Below are 22,020 nucleotides of genomic sequence, written 5' to 3' on the forward strand. Positions count from 1 at the left end.
TGCTCCTTAGTAAAGTGAGTTTTTGTTGTCTTCAATGTACTGATCATCAAGGCGACCAAACATCTTGTAGTAAGTCCAAGACGTGTAACCAAGGATGATTGGTACCATAACAAACGCAACGCCTGTCATTAGGTTCAGAGTCAGTTCAGATGACGTTGCATCCCACATTGTTAAGCTGTGGCTTGGCATTAAGTCTGAAGGCATGATGAATGGGAACATCGCAAAACCTGCAGTAAAGATAACGCCAGCAACACCCAGACTTGAAGTAATGAACGAAATCGCACATTTTTCAAGACGAGATGCCAATACGGCAAGAAGCGGCATTGCAACACCTAGTACAGGAGCAGCCCATAGTAGTGGGTAGTTTTCAAAATTCTTCATCCACGCACCAGCTTCACGGATTACCTCTTTGTTTAGAGGGTTAGAAGCTGCATTAGTGTCGATACCGCCAACAATGACGTAACCATCAATATTTTGGATCCAGAAACCAGCCGCTACAAACGCTGCAACCGTCAGTAAACCTGCCAACTGAGCAACGTTGCGAGCACGCACATGCACTTCGCCCGTTGTTTTCATTTGTAGCCAAGTCGAACCTTGCATCAAAATCATGAACAAGCTAACTAGGCCACACAACAGTGCAAATGGGTTTAGAAGACCAAAGAATGAGCCATGGTATGTTGGCATCAAGAACTCACTCAATTGGAATGGTACACCCTGTAGTAGGTTGCCAAACGCTACACCAAAGATGATTGGTGGAACAAAACCACTGATTGAGATACAGATATCCCAGGTATTGCGCCATTTTGGATCTTCAATTTTAGAGCGGTAGTCTAGGCCCAGAGGACGAAGCCATAGCGCTGCCAGTGTCAAAATCATCGCTAAGTAGAAGCCTGAAAATGACGTTGCGTAAACCAAAGGCCAAGCTGCGAACAGTGCACCACCAGCAGTGATAAGCCAAACTTGGTTACCATCCCAGTGAGGGGCAATTGAGTTAATCATGACGCGACGTTGTGTGTCGTTTTTACCGATAATAGGTACAAGCGCGCCTACACCCATATCGAAACCGTCTGTTACTGCAAAACCAACTAGTAGAACACCGATTAGCACCCACCAGATGAGTCGCAAGATTTCGTAATCAAACATCTTGTTATCTCCTTACCTTACGCTTCTACTTGGCGACTAACTTTGTCTTCAACAGAGTCAGCATTTTGCTCGAAGTGGTAGCGACCCGTTTTCAGGCTGCTTGGGCCTTTACGAGCGAATTTCAACATTAGGTAAACTTCTGCAACCAGGAATACCGTGTATAGCGCCAGAATTGCGAAGAGTGAAGTCCAGATTTCGCCAGCAGTTAGTGCAGAAGCTGCAACGTGCACTGGTAAAATTTCACCAACAGCCCATGGCTGACGACCGTACTCAGCGACGAACCAACCCGCTTCAATCGCAATCCACGGTAGTGGGATGCTGAATAGTGCAGCTTTAAGAATCCATTGTTTTTGTTCGATCTTCTGACGACACGTTTGAATAAACGCCGCACCGAAAACGAATAGCATGATGAAACCACAAGCAACCATGATACGGAATGACCAGAATAGCGGCCATACTGTTGGGATTGAGTCATCTGCAGCAGCTTGGATTTGCTCTTCTGTCGCATCAACAACATTGTCTGTGTAGCGTTTTAGAAGTAGACCGTAACCTAGGTCACCCTTCACTTCATCAAACGCAGTCATGTTTTCTTCTGACTTGTCGCCCGCACGAAGCTTCTCAAGAAGTTCATAAGCGTACATGCCGTCACGAATACGATCGACGTGCTCATCACGTAGGTCACGAAGACCTGTTACTTGCTCATCAAAAGAACGTGTCGCGATGATACCCATTACGTAAGGGATCTTGATTGCGTAATCTGTGTGCATGGTTTCTTGGTTAGGAACACCAAACAACGTAAACGCTGCTGGAGCTGGCTCTGTGTGCCATTCTGCTTCAATTGCAGCAAGCTTCACTTTTTGAACTTCACCAAGCTCGTAGCCAGATTCGTCGCCAAGAACGATGGTAGATAAGATAGCTGCAATACCGAAAGATGCAGCGATAGCAAATGAACGACGAGCAAACGCAATGTCACGACCTTTTAATAGGTAGTATGAACTGATGCCTAGAATAAACATTGCGCCACAAGTGTAACCAGAAGCAACCGTATGCACGAACTTAACCTGAGCAACTGGGTTTAGTACAACTTCAGAGAAGCTTACCATTTCCATTCGCATGGTTTCGAAGTTGAAGTCCGCGCCTACTGGGTTTTGCATCCAGCCGTTTGCGATAAGAATCCAAAGTGCAGAGAAGTTAGAGCCCAGCGCCACAAGCCAAGTAACCGCTAAGTGTTGACGTTTAGATAGACGATCCCACCCGAAGAAGAATAGACCAACAAAAGTTGACTCCAGGAAGAATGCGACAAGGGCTTCGATCGCTAGCGGCGCACCGAAGATGTCACCTACATAGTGGGAGTAGTAAGACCAGTTCGTACCAAACTGGAATTCCATGGTAAGGCCTGTCGCCACACCAAGTGCAAAGTTAATACCGAATAGCTTACCCCAGAACTTGGTCATGTCCTTGTAGATTTGCTTGTTCGTCATTACGTACATCGATTCCATAATGGCCAGAAGGAAGGCCATACCAAGGGTCAATGGTACGAATAGGAAGTGATACATCGCTGTCAGTGCAAACTGCAACCGCGATAGATCAACTACGTCAATCATGGTAACTCCTATGTGTCGGCTGAATGACACTCTCTACATATTGCAATCCATATTCAAGTGTTATTTACACTTGAAAAATGTTGAATTATCACAACTCATTGTTGCAAAAATGTGCTTCATTGGTTAGTTAATTGTTAAGCATCAGCTAATATAGCTAGGGCTAATATTACTTGTAAAAACAGATTGTTTCAAAAGGTTTATAGCCGGAATGCGCTTTGATATACATCAATGTTTATGCGCGGAATTTGCACAAAAATCCATCACATTGATCCAGATCAACCAGTATTAGATACGGATGTTAAGAGAGAGTAATCAGGAGAGAAATTAACCAGTTGCGAGCAAACATAGAGTTAACAATCAATGCTTTTTACTTACTAAACTGGTATGAGAAGAAATTCAAAAAATGTGAGTTTGGTCAACTTTAATGAAGCGCTGGGCAGCAAAGGCCCAGCGCGGGAATCTTATTTTTCAATTCCGAAATGCAAATACGCACGATCTGTCGCGATTCTTCCACGTGGAGTGCGTTGTAAATAACCTTGCTGAATAAGATAAGGCTCAAGAACGTCTTCGATGGTATCCTTTTCTTCACCAATCGCTGCCGCCATGTTATCGAGTCCGACCGGACCACCACCAAATTTCTCCATAATTGCGAGTAGTAGTTTGCGGTCCATGTAATCGAAACCTTCGGCGTCCACATCAAGCATATTCAGCGCTTTGTCGGCAACCTCTGCACAAATGTGACCATTTCCTTTCACTTCCGCATAATCGCGAACACGACGTAGTAGACGGTTAGCAATACGTGGTGTGCCACGTGCACGTCTTGCCACTTCCAATGCGCCTTCAGGTTCCATTGACAAACCTAAACAATCCGCGCTGCGCTGCACAATATCTTGTAGGTCTTTTATCTTATAAAATTCAAGACGCTGAGTAATACCAAAACGGTCTCGTAATGGTGACGTTAAAGAGCCCGCTCGGGTCGTTGCACCAATCAAAGTAAACGGCGGCAAATCGATCTTAATAGAACGAGCGGCCGGACCTTCACCGATCATAATATCCAGTTGATAATCTTCCATCGCCGGATACAGCACCTCTTCAACCATCGGGCTTAAGCGGTGAATCTCATCGATGAACAACACATCGTTTTCTTCTAGGTTGGTTAGTAACGCGGCTAAATCCCCTGCTTTCTCAAGTACAGGGCCCGAAGTGGTGCGAATGTTCACTTCCATTTCATTGGCAACGATATTCGCAAGTGTGGTTTTACCCAAACCTGGAGGACCAAAAATCAAAAGGTGATCAAGTGCTTCGCTACGTAACTGAGCAGCTTTAATGAAGATCTCCATTTGGTCACGGACATGGTCCTGACCTTGGTAATCCGCTAATTTTTTTGGCCGAATAGCACGGTCAATGACATCTTCATCACGAAAGGCAGGGTTTTCTGGCGCGATTAAACGATCGGCTTCAATCATCTTTTTACCTTGAAAAATGGTTACCTGAGAGAATAATGCCGCTCGTTTAACAGCAAGTGGCATATTTCTATATCTCGTCATCCTGTACAGCGACGAAGGAGCGTGATACAGGATCTTCTATCCGAGCGGTTTATGGTCAAATTGTTTCATTAACCGCTCAGCGTGCTGCTATTAGATTCCCAGTCTCGCTAGGCTCGCTGGAATGACACAAAAAACATCGTTAAGCGATTGGCATTAACCTTAGAGAATGAGTTATCTTGAACAAATGCTCACTGTGAAACCAGCGTTACACCATTGATTTTAGAGCTTCACGGATCATTTGCTCACTGCTCATGTCCGGTTTAGCAATTTGAGACACCACTTTCGATGCTTGAGTCGGCTTGTAACCCAAAGCTAGAAGTGCGCTAATTGCCTCTTCTTCCGCGTTGTTGGATGTCGCACCAGAATCCGCAGGAGCAGCATCCGTAAATGGTGTAAATAGATCGCCAGCGCCCCACCCTTTCAATCGGTCTTTCATTTCAACAACCAATCGCTCTGCGGTTTTCTTGCCAACGCCTGGAAGCTTAACCAGCGTAGAAACGTCTTCATGTTCCACACAAGTAACAAATTGCGTTGCTGTCATACCAGAGAGAATACCAAGACCGAGTTTAGGACCAACGCCATTGGCTTTGATCACTTCACGGAAAAGTGCTCGTTCTTTTACTGTGTTGAAACCGTATAGCAATTGTGCATCTTCACGGACGACAAAGTGAGTATAAATAATGGCTTCTTCGCCAACATTTGGCAGCTCGTAAAAACAGCTCATTGGCATCTGGACTTCATAACCAATGCCATTAACTTCAATTAATACTTCAGGTGGTTGTTTTTCAATCAGTGTGCCACGAAGACGTCCAATCACTATAAATACTCTTTGGAAATGAATTTGCGACAGGATAATAAAGAACTGGATAGACATCCAGTTAATTTTATCGGTAGCGCCCTTTTCTGGCACTGGTTGCTTTGCCCGCTAAGGCAACGAGGGTTTTGTTCGTATTGGCATGACAAATCGCCACACCTAAAGCATCGGCTGCATCCGCTTGAGGCTTGGCGGGCAGTTTAAGCATCTGCTGAACCATATGCTGAACTTGCGCTTTGTCCGCACCACCAGTACCTACTACAGCTTGCTTAATAAGACGCGCGGCGTATTCGTATACCGGCAACTCTGCATTCACCGCAGCAACAATTGCGCTGCCACGAGCCTGGCCAAGCTTTAATGCTGAATCCGCATTTTTAGCCATAAACACTTGTTCAATCGCAAATACGTCCGGTTGAAACTGAGTAATGATTTCCGTGACGCCAGCGTAAATCTGCTTAAGACGGCCCGGAAGTTCTTTTTCTGAAGTACGAATACAGCCACTACCAAGGTATTGCAAATGGCGTCCATTTTGACGAATGACCCCATAACCGGTAATGCGTGAACCTGGGTCAATGCCCAAAATAATTGACATGAATGTTCCTAAAAAGGAGGCCGAATACGGCCTCAATTTCTTATTATTACTTCTAGCTTACTTTCTAACTTCGGAGCGAATACCGCTCACTGCACATTGAGTTTACTCTAGAGAGGCTGCAACGTCGTCAGAGATGTCACCGTTGTGATAAACCTCCTGAACATCGTCCAGATCTTCTAAAGCGTCAATCAAACGAAGCAGTTTTGGCGCAGTGTCCACATCCAGTTCTGCTTTCGTTGAAGGGATAAGCGACACTTCGGCGTTTTCCGCCTCAAAACCTGCAGCATCAAGGGCATCTTTTACGAGTCCAAAATCGCTTGGCGCGGTGTAAACATCAATCGAGCCATCTTCTGATGTTTCGATGTCATCAGCGCCACTTTCTAACGCCACTTCCATCACCGCATCTTCATCTAAACCTGGGGTGTATGAGATCACGCCTTTCTTGTCGAAAAGATAGTTTACACTACCATCCGTACCCAGATTGCCTCCTGACTTCGAGAACGCATGGCGTACGCCAGATACTGTGCGATTTCGGTTATCCGTCATACATTCGACCATGACCGCAGTGCCACCCGGACCATAACCTTCATAGATTACGGTTTCCATATTGTCATCGCCTTCACCACCAGCACCTCGGCTGACAGCGCGGTTGACAGTGTCACGCGTCATGTTGTTAGACAACGCTTTATCAATTGCAGCTCGCAAACGTGGGTTATTTTCTGGCTCACCGCCTCCCTCTTTTGCAGCAACAACGATTTCACGGATTAATTTGGTAAAGATTTTGCCGCGCTTCGCATCTTGCGCTGCTTTACGGTGACGAATATTCGCCCATTTACTATGACCTGCCATAATTCACCTTTTAATGTATTTTGACGCTTAATAGCAAACATGAGCTAAAAAGCGTTGCTTGGGAAATTGCTTTGGAAGTTTCTTAGGTTTATTTAAACAAAAACTCCCGCAGTTGCGGGAGTTTTCTTCAAATGTTGTGCGCTTATTCTGCGTCTTTTTCTTTCGCTGCAGTCACTGCGATTGCTAGCTCTTCTAGCGCTGCTGGGTTCGCAATGCTTGGTGCGTCTGTTAGTAGACACGCCGCTGCTGTTGTTTTCGGGAATGCAATAACATCACGGATGTTCTCGGTACCACATAGCAGCATCACTAGACGGTCAAGACCGAATGCAAGACCAGCGTGTGGAGGCGTACCGAATTTTAGTGCATCAAGCAGGAAGCCGAACTTAAGCTGTTGCTCTTCAGGTGTGATGCCTAGAATATCAAATACGGCTTCTTGCATATCTGCGTTGTGGATACGAACAGAACCGCCGCCAACTTCGTAACCATTTAGAACCATATCGTAAGCGTTAGAGTTTGCCGCAGCTGGGTTCGCTTTTAGCTCTTCCGCAGTCACACCTAGAGGTGACGTGAATGGGTGGTGCATCGCGTGTAGGTTGCCTTCGTCATCTTCTTCGAACATTGGGAAGTCAACGACCCACAGTGGAGCCCATGCAGATTCGTCAGTTAGCTCTAGATCTTTACCTAGCTTCAGACGCAGTGCGCCCATAGCTTCTGCAACGATACCCGCTTTATCAGCGCCAAATAGGATGATATCACCAGATTCCGCTTGAGTGCGATCTAGGATAGCGTTGATCACGTCTTCGTTTAGGAACTTAGCCACTGGAGACTGGATACCTTCCATGCCTGCAGCACGGTCGTTAACCTTCATCCATGCTAGACCTTTCGCACCGTAGATACCAACGAATTCACCGTAGCCATCAATTTGCTTACGAGTCAAAGATGCACCACCTGGAACGCGAATAACGGCAACGCGACCTTTCTCATCGTTTGCTGGGCCAGAGAATACTTTGAACTCAACGTCTTTCACTAGGTCAGCGACATCAACTAACTCTAACGGGTTACGTAGGTCTGGCTTGTCAGAACCGAAACGGCGAATCGCTTCGCTGAATGGCATTACTGGGAACTGACCTAGGTCTACGTTTAGTAGCTCTTGCCACATATCGCGAACCATGTTTTCCGTCACTTCACGTACTTGGTCAGCCGTCATGAATGACGTTTCGATATCGATCTGAGTGAATTCTGGTTGACGGTCAGCACGTAAGTCTTCATCACGGAAACACTTAACGATTTGGTAGTAACGGTCAAAACCAGACATCATTAGAAGCTGTTTGAATAGCTGTGGAGACTGAGGAAGCGCGTAGAAGCTGCCTTTGTGAACACGGCTAGGTACTAGGTAGTCACGCGCGCCTTCTGGTGTCGCTTTCGTTAGTACTGGTGTTTCGATATCTAGGAAGCCGTTGTCATCTAGGAAACGACGAACAAAGCTAGATGCTTTAGCACGTAGCTTGATGCGGTCACTCATTTCTGGACGACGAAGGTCTAAGTAACGGTACTTCAGACGTTGCTCTTCAGAGTTCTTTTGGTTGAAATCTAGAGGCAAAACGTCACTGCGGTTGATGATTTCAAGACCTGTCGCAAGGATCTCAACTTCACCTGTTGCCATGTCTTTGTTTGCTTGGCTTTCTGGACGAACGCGTACTTCACCCGTTAGTTTGATACAGAATTCATTACGAAGTGTGTTAGCCACTTCATACGCATCCGCCATATCTGGATCAACAACTACCTGAACGATACCTTCGCGATCTCGCATATCAATAAAAATAAGACCGCCTAAATCACGACGACGGTTAACCCAGCCGCAAAGTTCTACAGTTTGTCCTGCAAGGGACTTGTTCAGGTGACCACAGTAATGGGTACGCATAATGAAATTCCCAATCTCTCAAATGTTGTTAACTACGCTCTGTCAGCCTCATTGCCAAGCAGAGTAAAGATTCAGTTATACGCTGAATGTCCACGAAAATCGACTACTCAACATACAATTACGTGTGTTTTATCATTCACTGGTGCTTTTTAGTACAACAAATGTTCAAAAGCGCACCAAAGCGAAAAAATTGGTGGGGATTATAGCGTGAAATTACCTATTTCAGCAAAACTCTCGTAAAGTATTCACACGAGTAGCAAGCAGTAAAGAATAATGGATAACTTACCTCTTCGACTTGGATTGACGATGTGGTCGCACAATCAATGGCAACAAAGCTTTTACGGCAGCGGGACAAAGCCCGCTGAACGTTTAGAAAAGTATGCACAGGTGTTCCATACCGTGGAAGGCAACACGACATTTTATGCCACGCCGACGCTCAACACAGTGCAAAACTGGAGAGCAGCAACCCACGATGATTTTCGCTTTACTTTCAAACTTCCTAAAGCCATCACTCATGAGCAAATGCTAAGAGGTTGCAGCGAACAACTGAGAGACTTCATGAAAGTTATGGAGCCGTTGCATGACCGTGTGGGGCAATGGACAATTCAATTGCCAGCCGCATTTGGTCCTGAGCACCTTGATCAACTGAAAAAGTTCTGTGAGAGCTTTCCACCTAACTTCCCTCTTGGTGTTGAGGTTCGTCATATGGCATTTTTCTCCAAAGGTGAAGAAGAGCGAGCGCTTAACCAATGGTTAGTAGAAAATAACATTGACCGCATTATTATGGATAGCCGCCCTGTCTTTGCCGCTAAGCCAGATAATGAAGCGATCATTGATGCGCAAATGAAAAAACCAAGAGTACCAGTCCACGCTATTGCTACCGCTTCACATCCTTTGGTTCGCTTTATTGGTCATCCAGAAGAACAGCAAAATTACGAGTTTTTTACACCATGGCTCAGCAAGTTGCCGCAATGGATTGCAGAAGGTAAACAGCCGTATGTCATGATCCATACTGCGGACAATATAATTGCGCCGGAGTTGGCAGCCAATCTGTATAAAGACATACAAAAGCGTATAACACTTCCTGACTTAGCCTCTTTCCCAGCTAACGATGGCAACTCGCAGTTGCAGATGTTCTAACGCAACACATGACAGAGGCGTGAAATTCCCATAAAATACGCGCCTTTTTTGATGCCTAACGTTTTCAGGCGGCTTGTATGCAGAGACTTGGTTATGAACCCTAAGAGCAATCCAGATACTATTTTTTCGGCTCCAATCGATAAAATTGGGGATTTCACGTTCGATGAACGCGTAGCGGAAGTATTTCCTGACATGATTCAACGATCGGTGCCGGGTTACAGCAACATTATTTCTGCAATTGGTATGCTGGCAGAGCGTTTTGTAAAACCTCACTCAAACATCTACGACCTAGGTTGCTCTTTGGGTGCTGCTACGCTGTCTATGCGTCGTCATATCAAACAAGAAGGCTGTAAGATCATTGCGGTCGACAATTCACCTGCAATGGTTGAGCGTTGCAAATTACATGTAAACGCGTACCGAAGCGATACTCCTGTAGATGTGGTTGAAGCGGATATTCGTAATATCGATATTGAAAACGCATCAGTTGTCGTACTGAACTTTACTCTGCAATTTCTTTCTCCAGACGATCGTTACGCCCTGCTTGAACGAATCTACGCAGGTCTACGTCCAGGCGGAATTTTGATTTTGTCGGAGAAATTCGTCTTCGAAGATGAAGTGTCAAACGAGTTATTAATTGACCTTCACCACGACTTTAAACGTGCAAATGGTTATAGCGAACTAGAAATCAGCCAAAAGCGCAGCGCGATAGAAAACGTAATGCGCCCAGATTCAAAGAAAGAGCATAAAGAGCGTTTCGCTAAAATTGGCTTTTCTAGCTACGATGTTTGGTTCCAATGCTTTAACTTTGGCTCCATGTTCGCAATTAAATAAACCGTGCATACAAAGGCCCTGAATCACGCCACTTTAGGCTGTTATTTAATAATTTTAATACCATCAACTCAGCGATTAACTAACTATGTTTAACTTTGCAAACTTCTACCAATTGATTGCCCAAGACACACGTCTTCAACCTTGGCTCAATGTGCTACCACAGCAGCTAACGGATTGGCAAAATGCAGAGCACGGTGACTTTGGTCGCTGGTTGAAAGCACTGAACAAGATTCCAGAAGGCTCACCGGATCAAATTGACATCAAGAATTCAGTGACCATCAGCAACGACACTCCTTTCCATGAAGGTGAGCTGAAGAAATTAGAGAACTTACTTCGTACATTCCACCCATGGCGCAAAGGGCCATACCACGTACACGGCATTCATATTGATACTGAGTGGCGCAGTGATTGGAAATGGGACCGCGTGCTTCCGCATATTTCTCCATTAAAGAACCGCAGCGTACTCGATGTTGGTTGTGGTAACGGCTACCACATGTGGCGTATGCTGGGTGAAGGTGCACGCTTAACCGTCGGTATCGATCCATCTCACCTGTTCCTAATTCAGTTCGAAGCAATTCGTAAACTAATGGGAGATGACCAACGTGCGCACCTACTGCCGTTGGGTATTGAACAACTACCTAAGTTAGAAGCGTTCGACACGGTATTCAGCATGGGCGTGCTTTACCACCGTCGCTCTCCACTGGATCACTTAGTGCAGCTAAAAGATCAATTAGTGTCTGGTGGTGAACTCGTATTAGAAACACTAGTGATTGAAGGTGATGAGAATTCAGTGTTAGTTCCAACTTCTCGTTACGCACAAATGCGCAATGTCTATTTCTTCCCTTCAGCAAAAGCGCTGAAAGTATGGTTAGAGTTGGTAGGATTTGAAGATGTGCGCATCGTTGATGAAAATGTCACTTCGGTTGATGAACAACGTACCACAGATTGGATGACGCATAACTCTCTACCAGACTATCTAGATCCGAACGACCCAAGCAAGACTGTAGAAGGTTACCCTGCCCCTCGCCGCGCGGTTCTTGTCGCTCGCAAACCATAATTCGCTGAGATTCCTGACATTGTCTTAACTCATTTTACGAATTAAGACATTACCCTCTTCCCTCGTACTGAGCGTGTTTGTTTTTCGAGTCCATTTGTTACATCAAAACATAAGCACGCTCTAAATAAGGATGCGCTTTTATGTCCTTGATTTTTAGCTTTTCATCACTATTCCTCAAACAATAAGTAATAGAGAAACATTCTTACTTGTGAGGCTTTATCGATATGAGCTAAACTCCTAAAAAATAAACAACTTAATCCAATCCCAAGGTTTTCAATGTTATTACGATTGACCCCGATTGTTGCCATCGCCTTACTATCTGGATGCTCACTAACCAAAGGCGAACAGTACCACCAAGAAACGTTAGCGGCTATTCAAACTTCAGAAGCGAATGTCAATAATCGCATTACTAACTTAGAGCTTCAGCTCAGCAACCAATCGGACTATATCGACAGCCTTGAAGAACAAGTCGATAAACTACAGGTTGAACTTCTGACATTTCGTGATGAAGCAATGGCAGAAGTGAAAAAGCCAAAAGAGCCGATTATTGTCCAATCTCCTGCTCCTGTGGAACCAACACCAACTCATGATATTGTCCTTGGCTCAATTGAAAAGGTCACTATCGACTCCATTAAGCAGACTTTTGATGCACGTGTCGACACCGGTGCCGCAACCTCATCTTTAAATGCAGTTGATATTGAAGAGTTCGAAAGAAACGGCAAAAACTGGGTTCGATTCCACCTGGCAGATACCAGTAAATCTGAAGAAGAAAAAAATACTTGGATCGAAGCGCCAGTCATTCGTTACGTAAAAATTCGCCAAGTTACCAGTGAAGAACTAGAACGTCGCGCTGTAGTCGAACTTTGGGTGCGCGTTGGAAAAATTCATGAAAAAGCGCAATTTACGTTGGCAGATCGCTCGCATATGAACCATCCTATTTTACTGGGTAGAGAATTTATGCGCGACATCGCACTTGTCGATGTAAGTCGTACCTATATCCAAACGGACGAAGATAAAAAATAATAAGGTAGATTATGACGTCAAAAATACCGTTTTACCTTTCAATCATCTTATTGGTGATTGCGGGCATTGCTTTGAGTGTTTTCAGACATGAAAACTACGGCGTGCCTTGGACACCAGGCGAAACTCGTCAGGTATGGGATGTAGAGGCACGTATTGAGTTCAATGCTAACGGCAATGAAGTCAAAGCTTCACTCGCAGCACCTCATACACAAAGTGGTTATACGCTTATCGGTGAATCCGCTTCCTCTTCTGGTTATGGCGTTTCCTACATTAATTCTGATTCTGGACGTCGTGCCGAGTGGTCAATTCGTCAGGCCAAAGGTCCTCAAACCATTTACTACAAAGCGCAGTTCTTAGTGGACCCTCAGGCTAAAGTTACGCCTCTACCACCAACTGAAGACATTACGCCACCAACTCTATCAGCGCCACAAGCTGCGGCGGCAAATGCCCTTGTTGAGCGTGCGATGAGTCGTTCTGCCGACAATGTGACCTTTACTCGTGAACTCATCAAAGCGCTTAATGACCCAGACAGTCAAAACTCATCGCTACTACTGAATGACTTCAGCCGTACTGATGCATTGCACAATATTCTGCTAACGGCTGGCATCCAAAGCAAAACAGTTGGTGTGATTGAATTAGAAGATGGCCGTCGACGCCAAACCATTCAACCAATGGTTCAGGTTTGGTCAGGTAAAGATTGGGTGCTGTTCTCACCGAATTCCGAGCAGAAAGCCGTGAAACCAAACTTATTAGTTTGGGATGAGTCGAATGTATCCCTGCTTGATCTTGTTGGTGGTAAAAATAGCCAAGTTCATTTCTCAATGATCAAGCAAGAAATGACTCCACAGCAAGCGACGAACAACAAGATAGAAGCTGATGGGCTGCTGAATATTTCAATTCATAGCTTGCCTCTTGAAGAACAAGCAATGTTTAAGACCATCATGCTGATCCCTATCGGTGCCCTTATCGTGGTGTTCTTGCGTGTGATTATCGGTCTAAAAACATCCGGTACTTTCATGCCAGTACTGATTGCTGTTGCGTTTGTTCAAACCCAGTTATTAACGGGTATTGTCGGTTTCTTACTGATCGTTGGCACAGGCTTGATTATTCGAAGTTACTTATCGAGGTTGAACTTACTGCTTGTAGCACGGATATCAGCGGTCATTATTACCGTTATTATGATCATTTCGGTGTTCACAGTAGTCGCATTTAAGATGGGCTTAACGGAAGGCTTAACAATTACGTTCTTCCCTATGATCATCTTGTCTTGGACAATTGAACGTATGTCTATCCTATGGGAAGAAGAAGGCGCGAAAGAAGTCGCTCTGCAAGGTGGGGGCTCACTGCTCACCGCAGTATTGGTTTACTTAGCGATGACGAACTCATACATTCAGCATCTAACCTTTAACTTCATTGGTCTACAGTTGATTGTTCTGGCCGGTATTCTATTGCTAGGTACTTACACAGGTTACCGTCTAACTGAGTTACGTCGTTTCAAACCACTAGCGGAGGACTAAACGATGTTCGAAAGTTTTACTTCGCCAGCTAAGCTTCGCCATAAAGGCATTATGGGAATGAACAAACGTAACCACAGTTATATCGGCCGTTACAATGATCGTTCTAAATACCCATTAGTTGATGACAAGCTCAAGACTAAAATTATTGCGCAGGCAGCAGGGGCGACAGTCCCTGCCCTGATCGGCGTTATTCATAACCAAGCAGAAGTAAAGACCATCCATAAGATGGTGCAAGATTGGCCTGGTTTTGTTATCAAGCCCGCTCAAGGTAGTGGTGGTAAGGGTATTTTGGTTATTACCTCGCATAAAGATGGGGTCTATACCAAACCTTCCGGCTCTACAATTGGTAAGGACGAAGTTGAACGTCATATCAGTAATGCGCTTGCTGGCCTTTTCTCTCTTGGTGGTAAAAACGACGTCGCAGTCGTTGAGAATCTGATTAAGTTTGATGATTGTTTCGATGGCTTCAGTTATGAAGGCGTGCCTGATGTTCGAATCATCGTATTTAAAGGCTACCCTGTTATGGCAATGATGCGCTGTTCTACGGCGGCGTCGGACGGTAAAGCAAACCTTCACCAAGGCGCTGTGGGCGTGGGCATTGATATCGCCACAGGTAAAGCAATCCGAGCGGTGCAATTCGACCATCCAGTCACCCACCATCCGGATACAGGCAAAGACCTTTCTACCCTCCAAGTCCCGCACTGGGAGCGCTTGCTTGAGCTTGCGTCTAGTGCGTGGGAGATGACAGGGTTGGGATACATGGGTACGGATATGGTGCTGGATAAAGAGGAAGGACCTATGGTTTTAGAGCTCAACGCTCGTCCTGGCTTGGCAATCCAAATCGCCAATGGTGCAGGCTTGCTTCCTCGTTTGAAACACATAGAGAGCCTCGGCACACCTGCCGAGTATCCAAAGCCGATTGAACGTGTCGCCTACGCAGCAGAGCAGTTTGGGGTAAAACCGCAGTTCTAATCGCCAATCATAATATCATTCGCCAGTAATTGTTCGGATTGCTGGCGTTTTTTGTTTCCGTTTCCAAAACCGTCTACCTACTCATCTTATTAAACAAACCTATCTCACCTATAACTTGAATCAATGATCGAGCTAACAGAATCAACATAGATCGTTTCTTTTCTCCTTTAACTTTTGAGTATGATGAGGTCTCCCCTTACTCAACTTGAGAGGTTGAGAAATGCTAACAAAAGAAACAGATAACGATGAACCAGAGCTTGAAGAACAAGAGAGCTTAGACCAGCATTTACAACGCTTGTCTGAGCTTTCTGTCCAAGCACTTGAAGAGCTTGCTGAAATGATCGATATCAGAGACGATATTTCAGAGGAATAGAACTTAGCCTCCCCGCTAAGTTCTATTAATAAGCCGAGACTGTCGTCCTACAGTCTCGGCTTATTTTATACGCTAACAAATACAAAAACGCCCGCGTTCATTGCGGGCGTTTTGCTAGATTCGAAGTTTACGATTCAAACTCTTCGATCATCTCTTGCGCTTCGGTCTTAGGCTTATCCGTTTGACCAAAACCACGTAGACCAACTACGTGTACGTGCTCATGGTCTTTAAACACCTTACGCACCAACTTGTAGGTAGTACCTTTCTCTGGGCTGATGTTTTCTGGTGCCGCGATAAGAAGTTGCATATCCAGACGGTCACACAATTCGAACAATGTCGCGATCGATTTCGCATCCAGACGCGCTGCTTCATCCAAGAAGAGTAAACGACAAGGCACAATGTCTTTGCTGCGTAGACGACGAGACTCTTCTTCCCAGCTTTGCACTACCATCAGTAGGATTGACTGACCGGTACCGATCGCTTCACCTGTTGATAGTGCGCCAGACTCAGCCTGTAGCCAGCCATCTGTACCACGGTTCACTTCTACACTTAGCTCTAGGTAGTTACGGTAATCCAGTAGCTCTTCACCCAGAACCTGAGGAGAACGTTGACCCATATCGATATGTGGGTTCACACGTTGGAACAGTTTCGCCATTGCTTCAGAGAAGGTAAAGCGAGTCGATTCGAACAGATCTTTATGCTGCTCTTGTTGTGTCGCTAGACCGTTCAGTAGCACTTCGTGACTTTCGCGAATTTTCACGTTTAGACGTACGCCCTTGACCTGACCGAACGAGATGTTCGACAAGCCTTGGTTCAGCATACGAATACGGTTTTGCTCACGCTGAATCGTCTTCTTGATGATGCTCGCTACCGACTCAGAGCTGATCGCTAGGCGGTTTTCACGTTGCGTTAGCTCTTCCGTTAGACGCGCCAGTTCCACTTCCATCTCTTCGATTGCTTCAACTGGGTCATCAGTACGGATGATATCCTGACGAATACGCTCACGAAGGTGTTGGTATACCGCAATGTAGAACAGAACTTTACGCTCTGGGCGAGCGTTGTCTTCAGACAAACGGAGTGCATCACGCAAGTCATCATTGTTTGCAACAGCAAGACGCAGCGCACCCAATGATTTATCCGACATGGAACGCAATTCATCTGCCGACATATACGCCAGTTCACGTTTGTGTAGACGACGCTCAACATCGTTTTCACGCGCTAAGCGAAGTACTGAACACCAACCCGCTTTCGCTGCAACGACAAATTTGCGCAGCTCTGCGTATTCTTTCTGCACTTTCTTCAGACGTTTCGCTAAGCCTTTCATCTCAAGCTCGGTCGACGTTATCGTGCGCTCGTATTCACTCTTACGACTACGTGAAGTATGTAAGCGTTCGTGCAGCTCGTCACGACGGCGCATTGCACGCTCTTCCGCACCTTCGTCGGCATTTACGCCATACTCTTGCAGCTCTTGTTTGAACTCTTGAACCGTTTCCAGTTTCGCTTGGTGTGAGCTCTTCAATGACGCCAATACTTGGTTGTATTGGTTCATTTGACCTTGCGACTGTTTCAACTCTTCACGAGAGCGAGTACGCATTTGTTCAGCTTGAACCAATTTCGCTTTTAGCTGCTCGCTCAGTTCGCTGCTCTTGTTCAATAGGTCTACTGAATCTGAGTAAGCGAAGTAGTGACGACGTTCAACCAGATCCGAGAGTGCAAAGATTTGCTTCTTAAGATCTTGTAACTGTTCATCTGCCGCTTTGTATTCTGCTTCTAGTGCATCAAATTGCTCTGGGTCAGCATCAAGCGCAGACGCAATATTCTCTAGTTGCGCGACGGCTTTTGCATGGTTGTTTAAGAAGTTTTTCGCCTCTGCAAGCTGAGCGATTTTCTCTTCTAGCTCATCAAAACGCGCTTGCAATGATTCATCTTCAACAAGCACCATGTGTGATGATAACTTGTCCAGAGAAGACAGTGCTTGCTTACTAGTTTGAAGCTGAGAGCGTTGCTGCTGCTCTTTTGCATCCAGATCCGCCAGCACGCGAGCGATTTGGTTACGCTTATCACGAATGGTTGCGAGTGCTTGTTCTGGATCGGCGTCAAAAGCAACTTGAATATGGTTAGACACAAATTGGTTAAATGCTTGGTACAAACGCTGCATTTTCTGAGAATCAAACGCCGCTTTTGCGTGTTTCTCTACCACTTCTTCTCGTTCGTTACGCAGCAACTCAAGACGCTGCTCACGTGCTGCACGACCAAACAATGGGATCTCAGGCAAGCGAGAGTAACGCATTTGGCGATCGTTCATGCGAACACAAACCGCGCCCTCTAACTCTTCTGCATCGAACGAGCTGTCATCAAAGGCATCGATGTCACCTTCAATGATGTACAAGTCCTCTGGACAGTCGTCTAGCTCTACCAGTTTCTCTTCGATACCTGACAGGTCAGAAACAACGATAGCGTGACGAGCCGGACCGTACATCGCACTGAAGTAAGGCGCATCATCAATCGTGATGTCATCGTAGATCTCAGACAGTAATACACCGCCTAAAGTATCAGCCAAACCTTTCAGGCGAGGGTCGTTTGAACCACCAGGAGAAGCAAGACGTTCAATCTCAGTGTCAAGCTGACTGCGACGCTCAGCAAGCTTATCTTTAGCTAAAGACAGCTCCCTTTCTTGCTCAAGGACAACTTGCATGTGGTTCATTACCGCATGGCGATCCTCAAGCTCTTCACCGCTCTGCTCTCTCAGTTTCTCTAGCGCATCGTTCGCCGCAATCCAAGCTGGTGCTATTGCTTCAAGCTTACTGATTTCTGCCACCGCGTTTTGCTCTAGACGGCGCTGTTCACCGCACTGATCACGAACTTCTTCTTGAGCTATCTCTAGTGATTCGATTTGCGTCGCATGACGTTCACGTTCTTGTTCAAACGTAACCTCATCGGTTAGTTCAACGTGATATTGTTTTTTGTATTCAGCAACCAGTTCACGTGCTTGACGCTGCTGGTTAAGGCTGCGTTCGAGATCACGGTGTTGTGCTCGCCATTGCTGTTCGTTTTGTGCGATTTGTTGTGACTCACGCGCTTTCGCAATTGCGGTTTTCGCATGTTCAGACGCGTCTTTGCGCTCAACTTGACCAACGATGCTTTGTACCAGTTTAAGCGCGGTTTCAAACTGCTCTGCCGCTGCAGAAGACATGTCCAGTTTGTGCTTAACCGATAGCAACGCATTGGTGTTTTCTGATTCTTTGCTCTTAAGCTCAGAGACAAGCGCTTGAGCCGATTCCGCCGTTAGGCTGTCATCGCCAAGTAGCTGCTTCGCTTTCTCCAGCGCTTGAACTGCTTGTTGATATTGAAGGGCGCGAGTTTGCTGAACGTCAAGAGCTTGCTGGTAATCAGCAAGTTGCGTCTTAAGGCTATCCACCTCTTCTTCTGCAACGGTCGCTTGCTCTTCAGCCATCATCACGCGTTCTTGCGCTTCTTCCACTACCATCATTTGTTCTTCAAGACGCTCGCTCAGCTCTTCAAGATCTTCTTGGTAGCGTTCTATCTTCTCTTGCTGACGCAGCGCGTTTTGCACCAGTTGCAAGTGATCCGAAGCCGCTTGGTAGTCTTGCTCTAAAGAAGATTCTGATTCGATCAGCAGTTCCAGCTCTTCTTGAACGCGGTTAAGCAGGTTGTTTTGCTCAATCAAGGTCTCGCGAGAACCAAATAACTCTGAACGCAAAGACAGTGTCTGTTCTAGTTTTTTACTACGCTCGTTGGCATGGCGCATATAGTCTGCTGCCACGTAGTTGGTCGACTCTGTAATCAAGTGCTTGAACAAGTCACGGTCTGCTTGCGTAGTTTTGATCGCTTCTAGCGTCATGCGGTTTTCACGCAGCGCCGATTCCATATCTTGGAACGCTTTCTTCACGCCGCCGTTTTGTGGCAGAAGGTAGTCACGTAGCGAGCGCGTAATCGCACTTGAAATACCACCGTAAAGCGATGCTTCGATCAAGCGGTAGAATTTAGAGCGGTCACCAGAGTTACGCAATTTCTTCGGAATCACACCGAATTCAAACATTTGTGCGTGGTAATCCACGATAGAAGAGAACGCTTTGAACTGAACGCCTTCAAATTCCGCGATCGATTCTTTTACTTCGTTGATTTGACGTACACGAGCTTGAGTCGCAGATACGCTTTCAACCAAGATATCCGTTGGTTTCACATGGCTTGGAAGACCTTGGATAACAAACGGTTTGATGTCTACTTTCTTATCACGACCCGCAACTTGCTGCAGTTTTACTGCAAACAATAGGCGTTGGTTACGTGAGTTCACCACGTCCAGTGCCGCGTAACACGCGCCCGGTTGTAGCTTACCGTACAAACCTTTGTCGCGAGACGATTGGCTGCTGCCCGCTTCGGTTGTGTTACGGAAGTGCAGTAGCGTTTGGTCAGGAATCAATGCGGTGATGAACGCCGCCATTGTGGTTGATTTACCTGCACCGTTACCACCTGATAGCGTGGTGACCAGACCATCGATGTCAAAAGTACGGGCAAAGAAGCCGTTCCAGTTGACCATGGTCAGCGATTGGTATTTACCGCGTTCAATCATGCTCATGCTTCACCCTCTTCTGTTGTTTCTTCTTGGGCTTGGTCGTCTTGTTCTTCTTCAGACAATAGGCTGCCTTGGCTTGGCTCTTTGGTGTGCACTACCGCTTCACCATCACGGATCAGACGTAGCTGCGCTTCACGCATATCATCGCCAATACGTACATCGGCACCAAAGCGGAATACAGCTTCACTGATGCTGAATTTACCAGTCTCACCGATGTTGATGATCATGCCTAGGCGACGTAGACGACGAAGTGACGTACGTACTTTTTCAAACAGCTTTTCTTTATCAAGGTCAGAACCGGTAGCACGGTTCGTCACTAGCTTCATCAGCTTGTTTTCATCAGCCAGAGCAAGTAGCTCGTCGTACAACTCTTGGTTAGTGAAGATGCCTTCGTGCGCAAGACGCTCTGGGCTTAGGTAAAGGAAACACAGTACCTTACCCACCAGCATATCCAGCTCAGAAAGCACACTGCGGCCAATCAAAGAAGTTGAACGAGGACGAAGGTAGAAGAAACCTTCTGGCGCTTTCACCAATTCGGTATTGTAGCGCTGGTAGAAAGAAGAAAGCTCAAGTTCGAAGTCCGATAACAACGCGTGGTTATCCAGATCTTCACTTGAGATATGACGCCCTGCTCGTAGCATGCTGTCTAGCGCTGGGAACAGAGGGTTAGAAATTGCTTTTGCCAGTTTATCTGACATGTATTCATTAGTATCGGTCGATGACATTCGCTTGTACCTTTGCCCCAAATTCGTTGATCGCTTTCCAGTCTGGTTGAATCGCTTGGTAATCCGATTCTGAATACCCTAGACGCACAGCTTGATCGACAATAATGCGAGCTAAATCAAAATGATGAGTGTAAGGATGCTGTGCAAGGTAATCTCGCAATACCACACTCAAGTCGATTGGCGTGCCTTGATCTTTATGCGCTTTTAGCATGTCACCAATTCGTTCAGACAACTCATCATTGACTTGTTGAAATTCTTCATACTCTACTTCCATCGGAACTTGGCCGGTCACTTCGTCATCACGTAGCACCAACGCCTCATCACGAAGGTCAGAAAGCCTTTCCGCATCTGCATAAGTCAGATACCAAGGCGCATCGAAGTAATCTTTGACGGATTGACGTAGACGCGAGCTAAACGCACGGTTCTTATCCATATCAATTGCAGTACGGATGAACTTGTGCACATGTCGGTCGTAACCAATCCAAAGGTCAATCGCTTGCTGGCCCCAGCTTGTGATTCGATCCAGCTTCATTTGCAGACCAAACAACGCTTCTTCGATGAACTCTAGCTCAGGATCGCCGTACACAATTTCTTGAATATCTAGGATCTGAGTTTGCAGTTCATCACTGGCGGCTTGCAGCGTATCTTGAAGTTCACGCAACGTGCTTGATGTTTCTGATAGGAGCGCTTCACAGTTGTTGATCGCTTCGCGCCAGTCTTTATTTAGCAGATCGGCAATTTGTTGTTTTACAGATTGCTGCTGCTCATCCATCACACGTTGGTTAAGATCGATTTGATCGAAGATTTCGCCTACAGAATATTTTAAAACTCCGTATACGTTTTTCTTCCAGTGGCCCGGTGTGCCACCTTTTTGTGCTGCCTCAATCGCTTTCGCCATTTCATCTGCCACCATAGACAGTTGAATAGAAAGGCGCAGTTTCGAGAACTCACGATGACGCACGTAGTAATCGGTAATTCCTATCGCTAAAGGCGACAAGCGGTAAATGCTCGCTCCATCAGTAATCTCACTGACAAAACGGCTAATAAGGCGCTGCTTTACCATCTCGTTGATGGCGTTGTTAGCACGAAAAGCGGATGCTTCGCCAGTCTCATCAAATAATCGAGTGACGATGGCAAACGCATCATGCAATTCACCTTCACCCAATTCTTCATCGAACCTTTCATTACTCAGTACGGCAATGGCTATTAAGAATGCCAATCGCTCTGTGGTCAGGTTCAACGAGAAATCGTGCTGCTTAACCCAGCCAACCAACTCATCGATTGGTTGCTCTGCAGCATTGAGAGTCATCTCACTCAT

17 protein-coding genes are annotated in these 22,020 nt (G+C 46.0%); 7 read left to right on the forward strand and 10 right to left on the reverse strand.

Going from position 1 to position 22,020, the window contains the following annotated elements; genetic code table 11:
- Window positions 1-6 precede the first annotated feature (6 nt).
- The 7 genes from cydB to aspS all read right to left on the reverse strand — a co-directional run bounded on the left by cydB (window position 7) and on the right by aspS (window position 8,470).
- Window positions 7-1,143: a cytochrome d ubiquinol oxidase subunit II gene (gene cydB, locus EX191_RS15060; RefSeq protein ID WP_006742909.1), complete on the reverse strand. Its 1,137-nt coding sequence runs from the start codon at window positions 1,141-1,143 to the stop codon at window positions 7-9.
- Between the two features lie 17 nt (window positions 1,144-1,160).
- Window positions 1,161-2,747: a cytochrome ubiquinol oxidase subunit I gene (gene cydA, locus EX191_RS15065; protein WP_012841977.1), complete on the reverse strand. Its 1,587-nt coding sequence runs from the start codon at window positions 2,745-2,747 to the stop codon at window positions 1,161-1,163.
- Between the two features lie 461 nt (window positions 2,748-3,208).
- Entirely contained in the window at window positions 3,209-4,213 is a 1,005-nt protein-coding gene (gene ruvB / locus EX191_RS15070) for a Holliday junction branch migration DNA helicase RuvB (RefSeq protein ID WP_031780162.1), read from the reverse strand.
- A 286-nt stretch (window positions 4,214-4,499) separates the two neighbouring features.
- Window positions 4,500-5,111: a Holliday junction branch migration protein RuvA gene (ruvA, locus tag EX191_RS15075; RefSeq protein WP_012841979.1), complete on the reverse strand. Its 612-nt coding sequence runs from the start codon at window positions 5,109-5,111 to the stop codon at window positions 4,500-4,502.
- A 67-nt stretch (window positions 5,112-5,178) separates the two neighbouring features.
- Window positions 5,179-5,700 carry a crossover junction endodeoxyribonuclease RuvC gene (gene ruvC / locus EX191_RS15080; protein ID WP_012841980.1) on the reverse strand — a complete coding sequence of 174 codons (522 nt, stop codon included), beginning with the start codon at window positions 5,698-5,700 and terminating at the stop codon, window positions 5,179-5,181.
- A 102-nt stretch (window positions 5,701-5,802) separates the two neighbouring features.
- On the reverse strand, window positions 5,803-6,549 hold the full coding sequence (locus EX191_RS15085) for a YebC/PmpR family DNA-binding transcriptional regulator (RefSeq protein WP_193447990.1): 747 nt from the start codon (window positions 6,547-6,549) through the stop codon (window positions 5,803-5,805).
- Between the two features lie 142 nt (window positions 6,550-6,691).
- On the reverse strand, window positions 6,692-8,470 hold the full coding sequence (gene aspS, locus EX191_RS15090; RefSeq protein WP_046874741.1) for an aspartate--tRNA ligase: 1,779 nt from the start codon (window positions 8,468-8,470) through the stop codon (window positions 6,692-6,694).
- Between the two features lie 273 nt (window positions 8,471-8,743).
- Between aspS and EX191_RS15095 the strand changes: the two genes are divergently transcribed.
- From EX191_RS15095 to EX191_RS15125, 7 genes are all read left to right on the forward strand, one after another.
- A complete protein-coding gene (locus tag EX191_RS15095) occupies window positions 8,744-9,610 on the forward strand; it encodes a DUF72 domain-containing protein (RefSeq protein WP_193447991.1) in 867 nt (288 codons plus the stop codon).
- Window positions 9,611-9,703: 93 nt separating this feature from the next.
- Window positions 9,704-10,441, forward strand: a complete 738-nt coding sequence (gene cmoA, locus EX191_RS15100) for a carboxy-S-adenosyl-L-methionine synthase CmoA (RefSeq protein WP_048626189.1) — start codon at window positions 9,704-9,706, stop codon at window positions 10,439-10,441.
- Between the two features lie 85 nt (window positions 10,442-10,526).
- Window positions 10,527-11,498, forward strand: coding sequence for a tRNA 5-methoxyuridine(34)/uridine 5-oxyacetic acid(34) synthase CmoB (cmoB, locus tag EX191_RS15105; protein WP_012841985.1), 972 nt, complete (start codon window positions 10,527-10,529; stop codon window positions 11,496-11,498).
- A gap of 276 nt (window positions 11,499-11,774) precedes the next feature.
- Entirely contained in the window at window positions 11,775-12,521 is a 747-nt protein-coding gene (locus tag EX191_RS15110) for an ATP-dependent zinc protease family protein (RefSeq protein WP_012841986.1), read from the forward strand.
- Window positions 12,522-12,532: 11 nt separating this feature from the next.
- Window positions 12,533-14,038: an inactive transglutaminase family protein gene (locus tag EX191_RS15115; protein WP_005390741.1), complete on the forward strand. Its 1,506-nt coding sequence runs from the start codon at window positions 12,533-12,535 to the stop codon at window positions 14,036-14,038.
- A 3-nt stretch (window positions 14,039-14,041) separates the two neighbouring features.
- The gene (locus EX191_RS15120; protein WP_005390739.1) at window positions 14,042-15,010 is read left to right on the forward strand and encodes an alpha-L-glutamate ligase-like protein; all 969 of its coding nucleotides are present in this window, start codon (window positions 14,042-14,044) and stop codon (window positions 15,008-15,010) included.
- Window positions 15,011-15,230: 220 nt separating this feature from the next.
- Window positions 15,231-15,383: a hypothetical protein gene (locus EX191_RS15125; RefSeq protein WP_005390736.1), complete on the forward strand. Its 153-nt coding sequence runs from the start codon at window positions 15,231-15,233 to the stop codon at window positions 15,381-15,383.
- Window positions 15,384-15,510: 127 nt separating this feature from the next.
- On the opposite strand, the gene mukB is transcribed toward EX191_RS15125, so the two are convergent.
- Genes mukB through mukF form a run of 3 tightly spaced genes read right to left on the reverse strand, consistent with a single transcriptional unit; the run spans window position 15,511 to window position 22,020 of the window.
- On the reverse strand, window positions 15,511-19,974 hold the full coding sequence (gene mukB / locus EX191_RS15130; protein WP_193448005.1) for a chromosome partition protein MukB: 4,464 nt from the start codon (window positions 19,972-19,974) through the stop codon (window positions 15,511-15,513).
- 2 nt (window positions 19,975-19,976) lie between these two features.
- Window positions 19,977-20,702, reverse strand: a complete 726-nt coding sequence (gene mukE, locus EX191_RS15135) for a chromosome partition protein MukE (protein ID WP_168187816.1) — start codon at window positions 20,700-20,702, stop codon at window positions 19,977-19,979.
- Window positions 20,683-22,020 (reverse strand): chromosome partition protein MukF, encoded by a 1,338-nt coding sequence (mukF, locus tag EX191_RS15140; RefSeq protein ID WP_048626187.1) that lies wholly within the window; start codon window positions 22,018-22,020, stop codon window positions 20,683-20,685. The genes mukE and mukF overlap by 20 nt, the downstream gene beginning before the upstream one ends.

The sequence above is a fragment of the Vibrio chemaguriensis genome, from assembly GCF_012275705.1.
Taxonomy (GTDB): Bacteria; Pseudomonadota; Gammaproteobacteria; order Enterobacterales; family Vibrionaceae; genus Vibrio; species Vibrio diabolicus.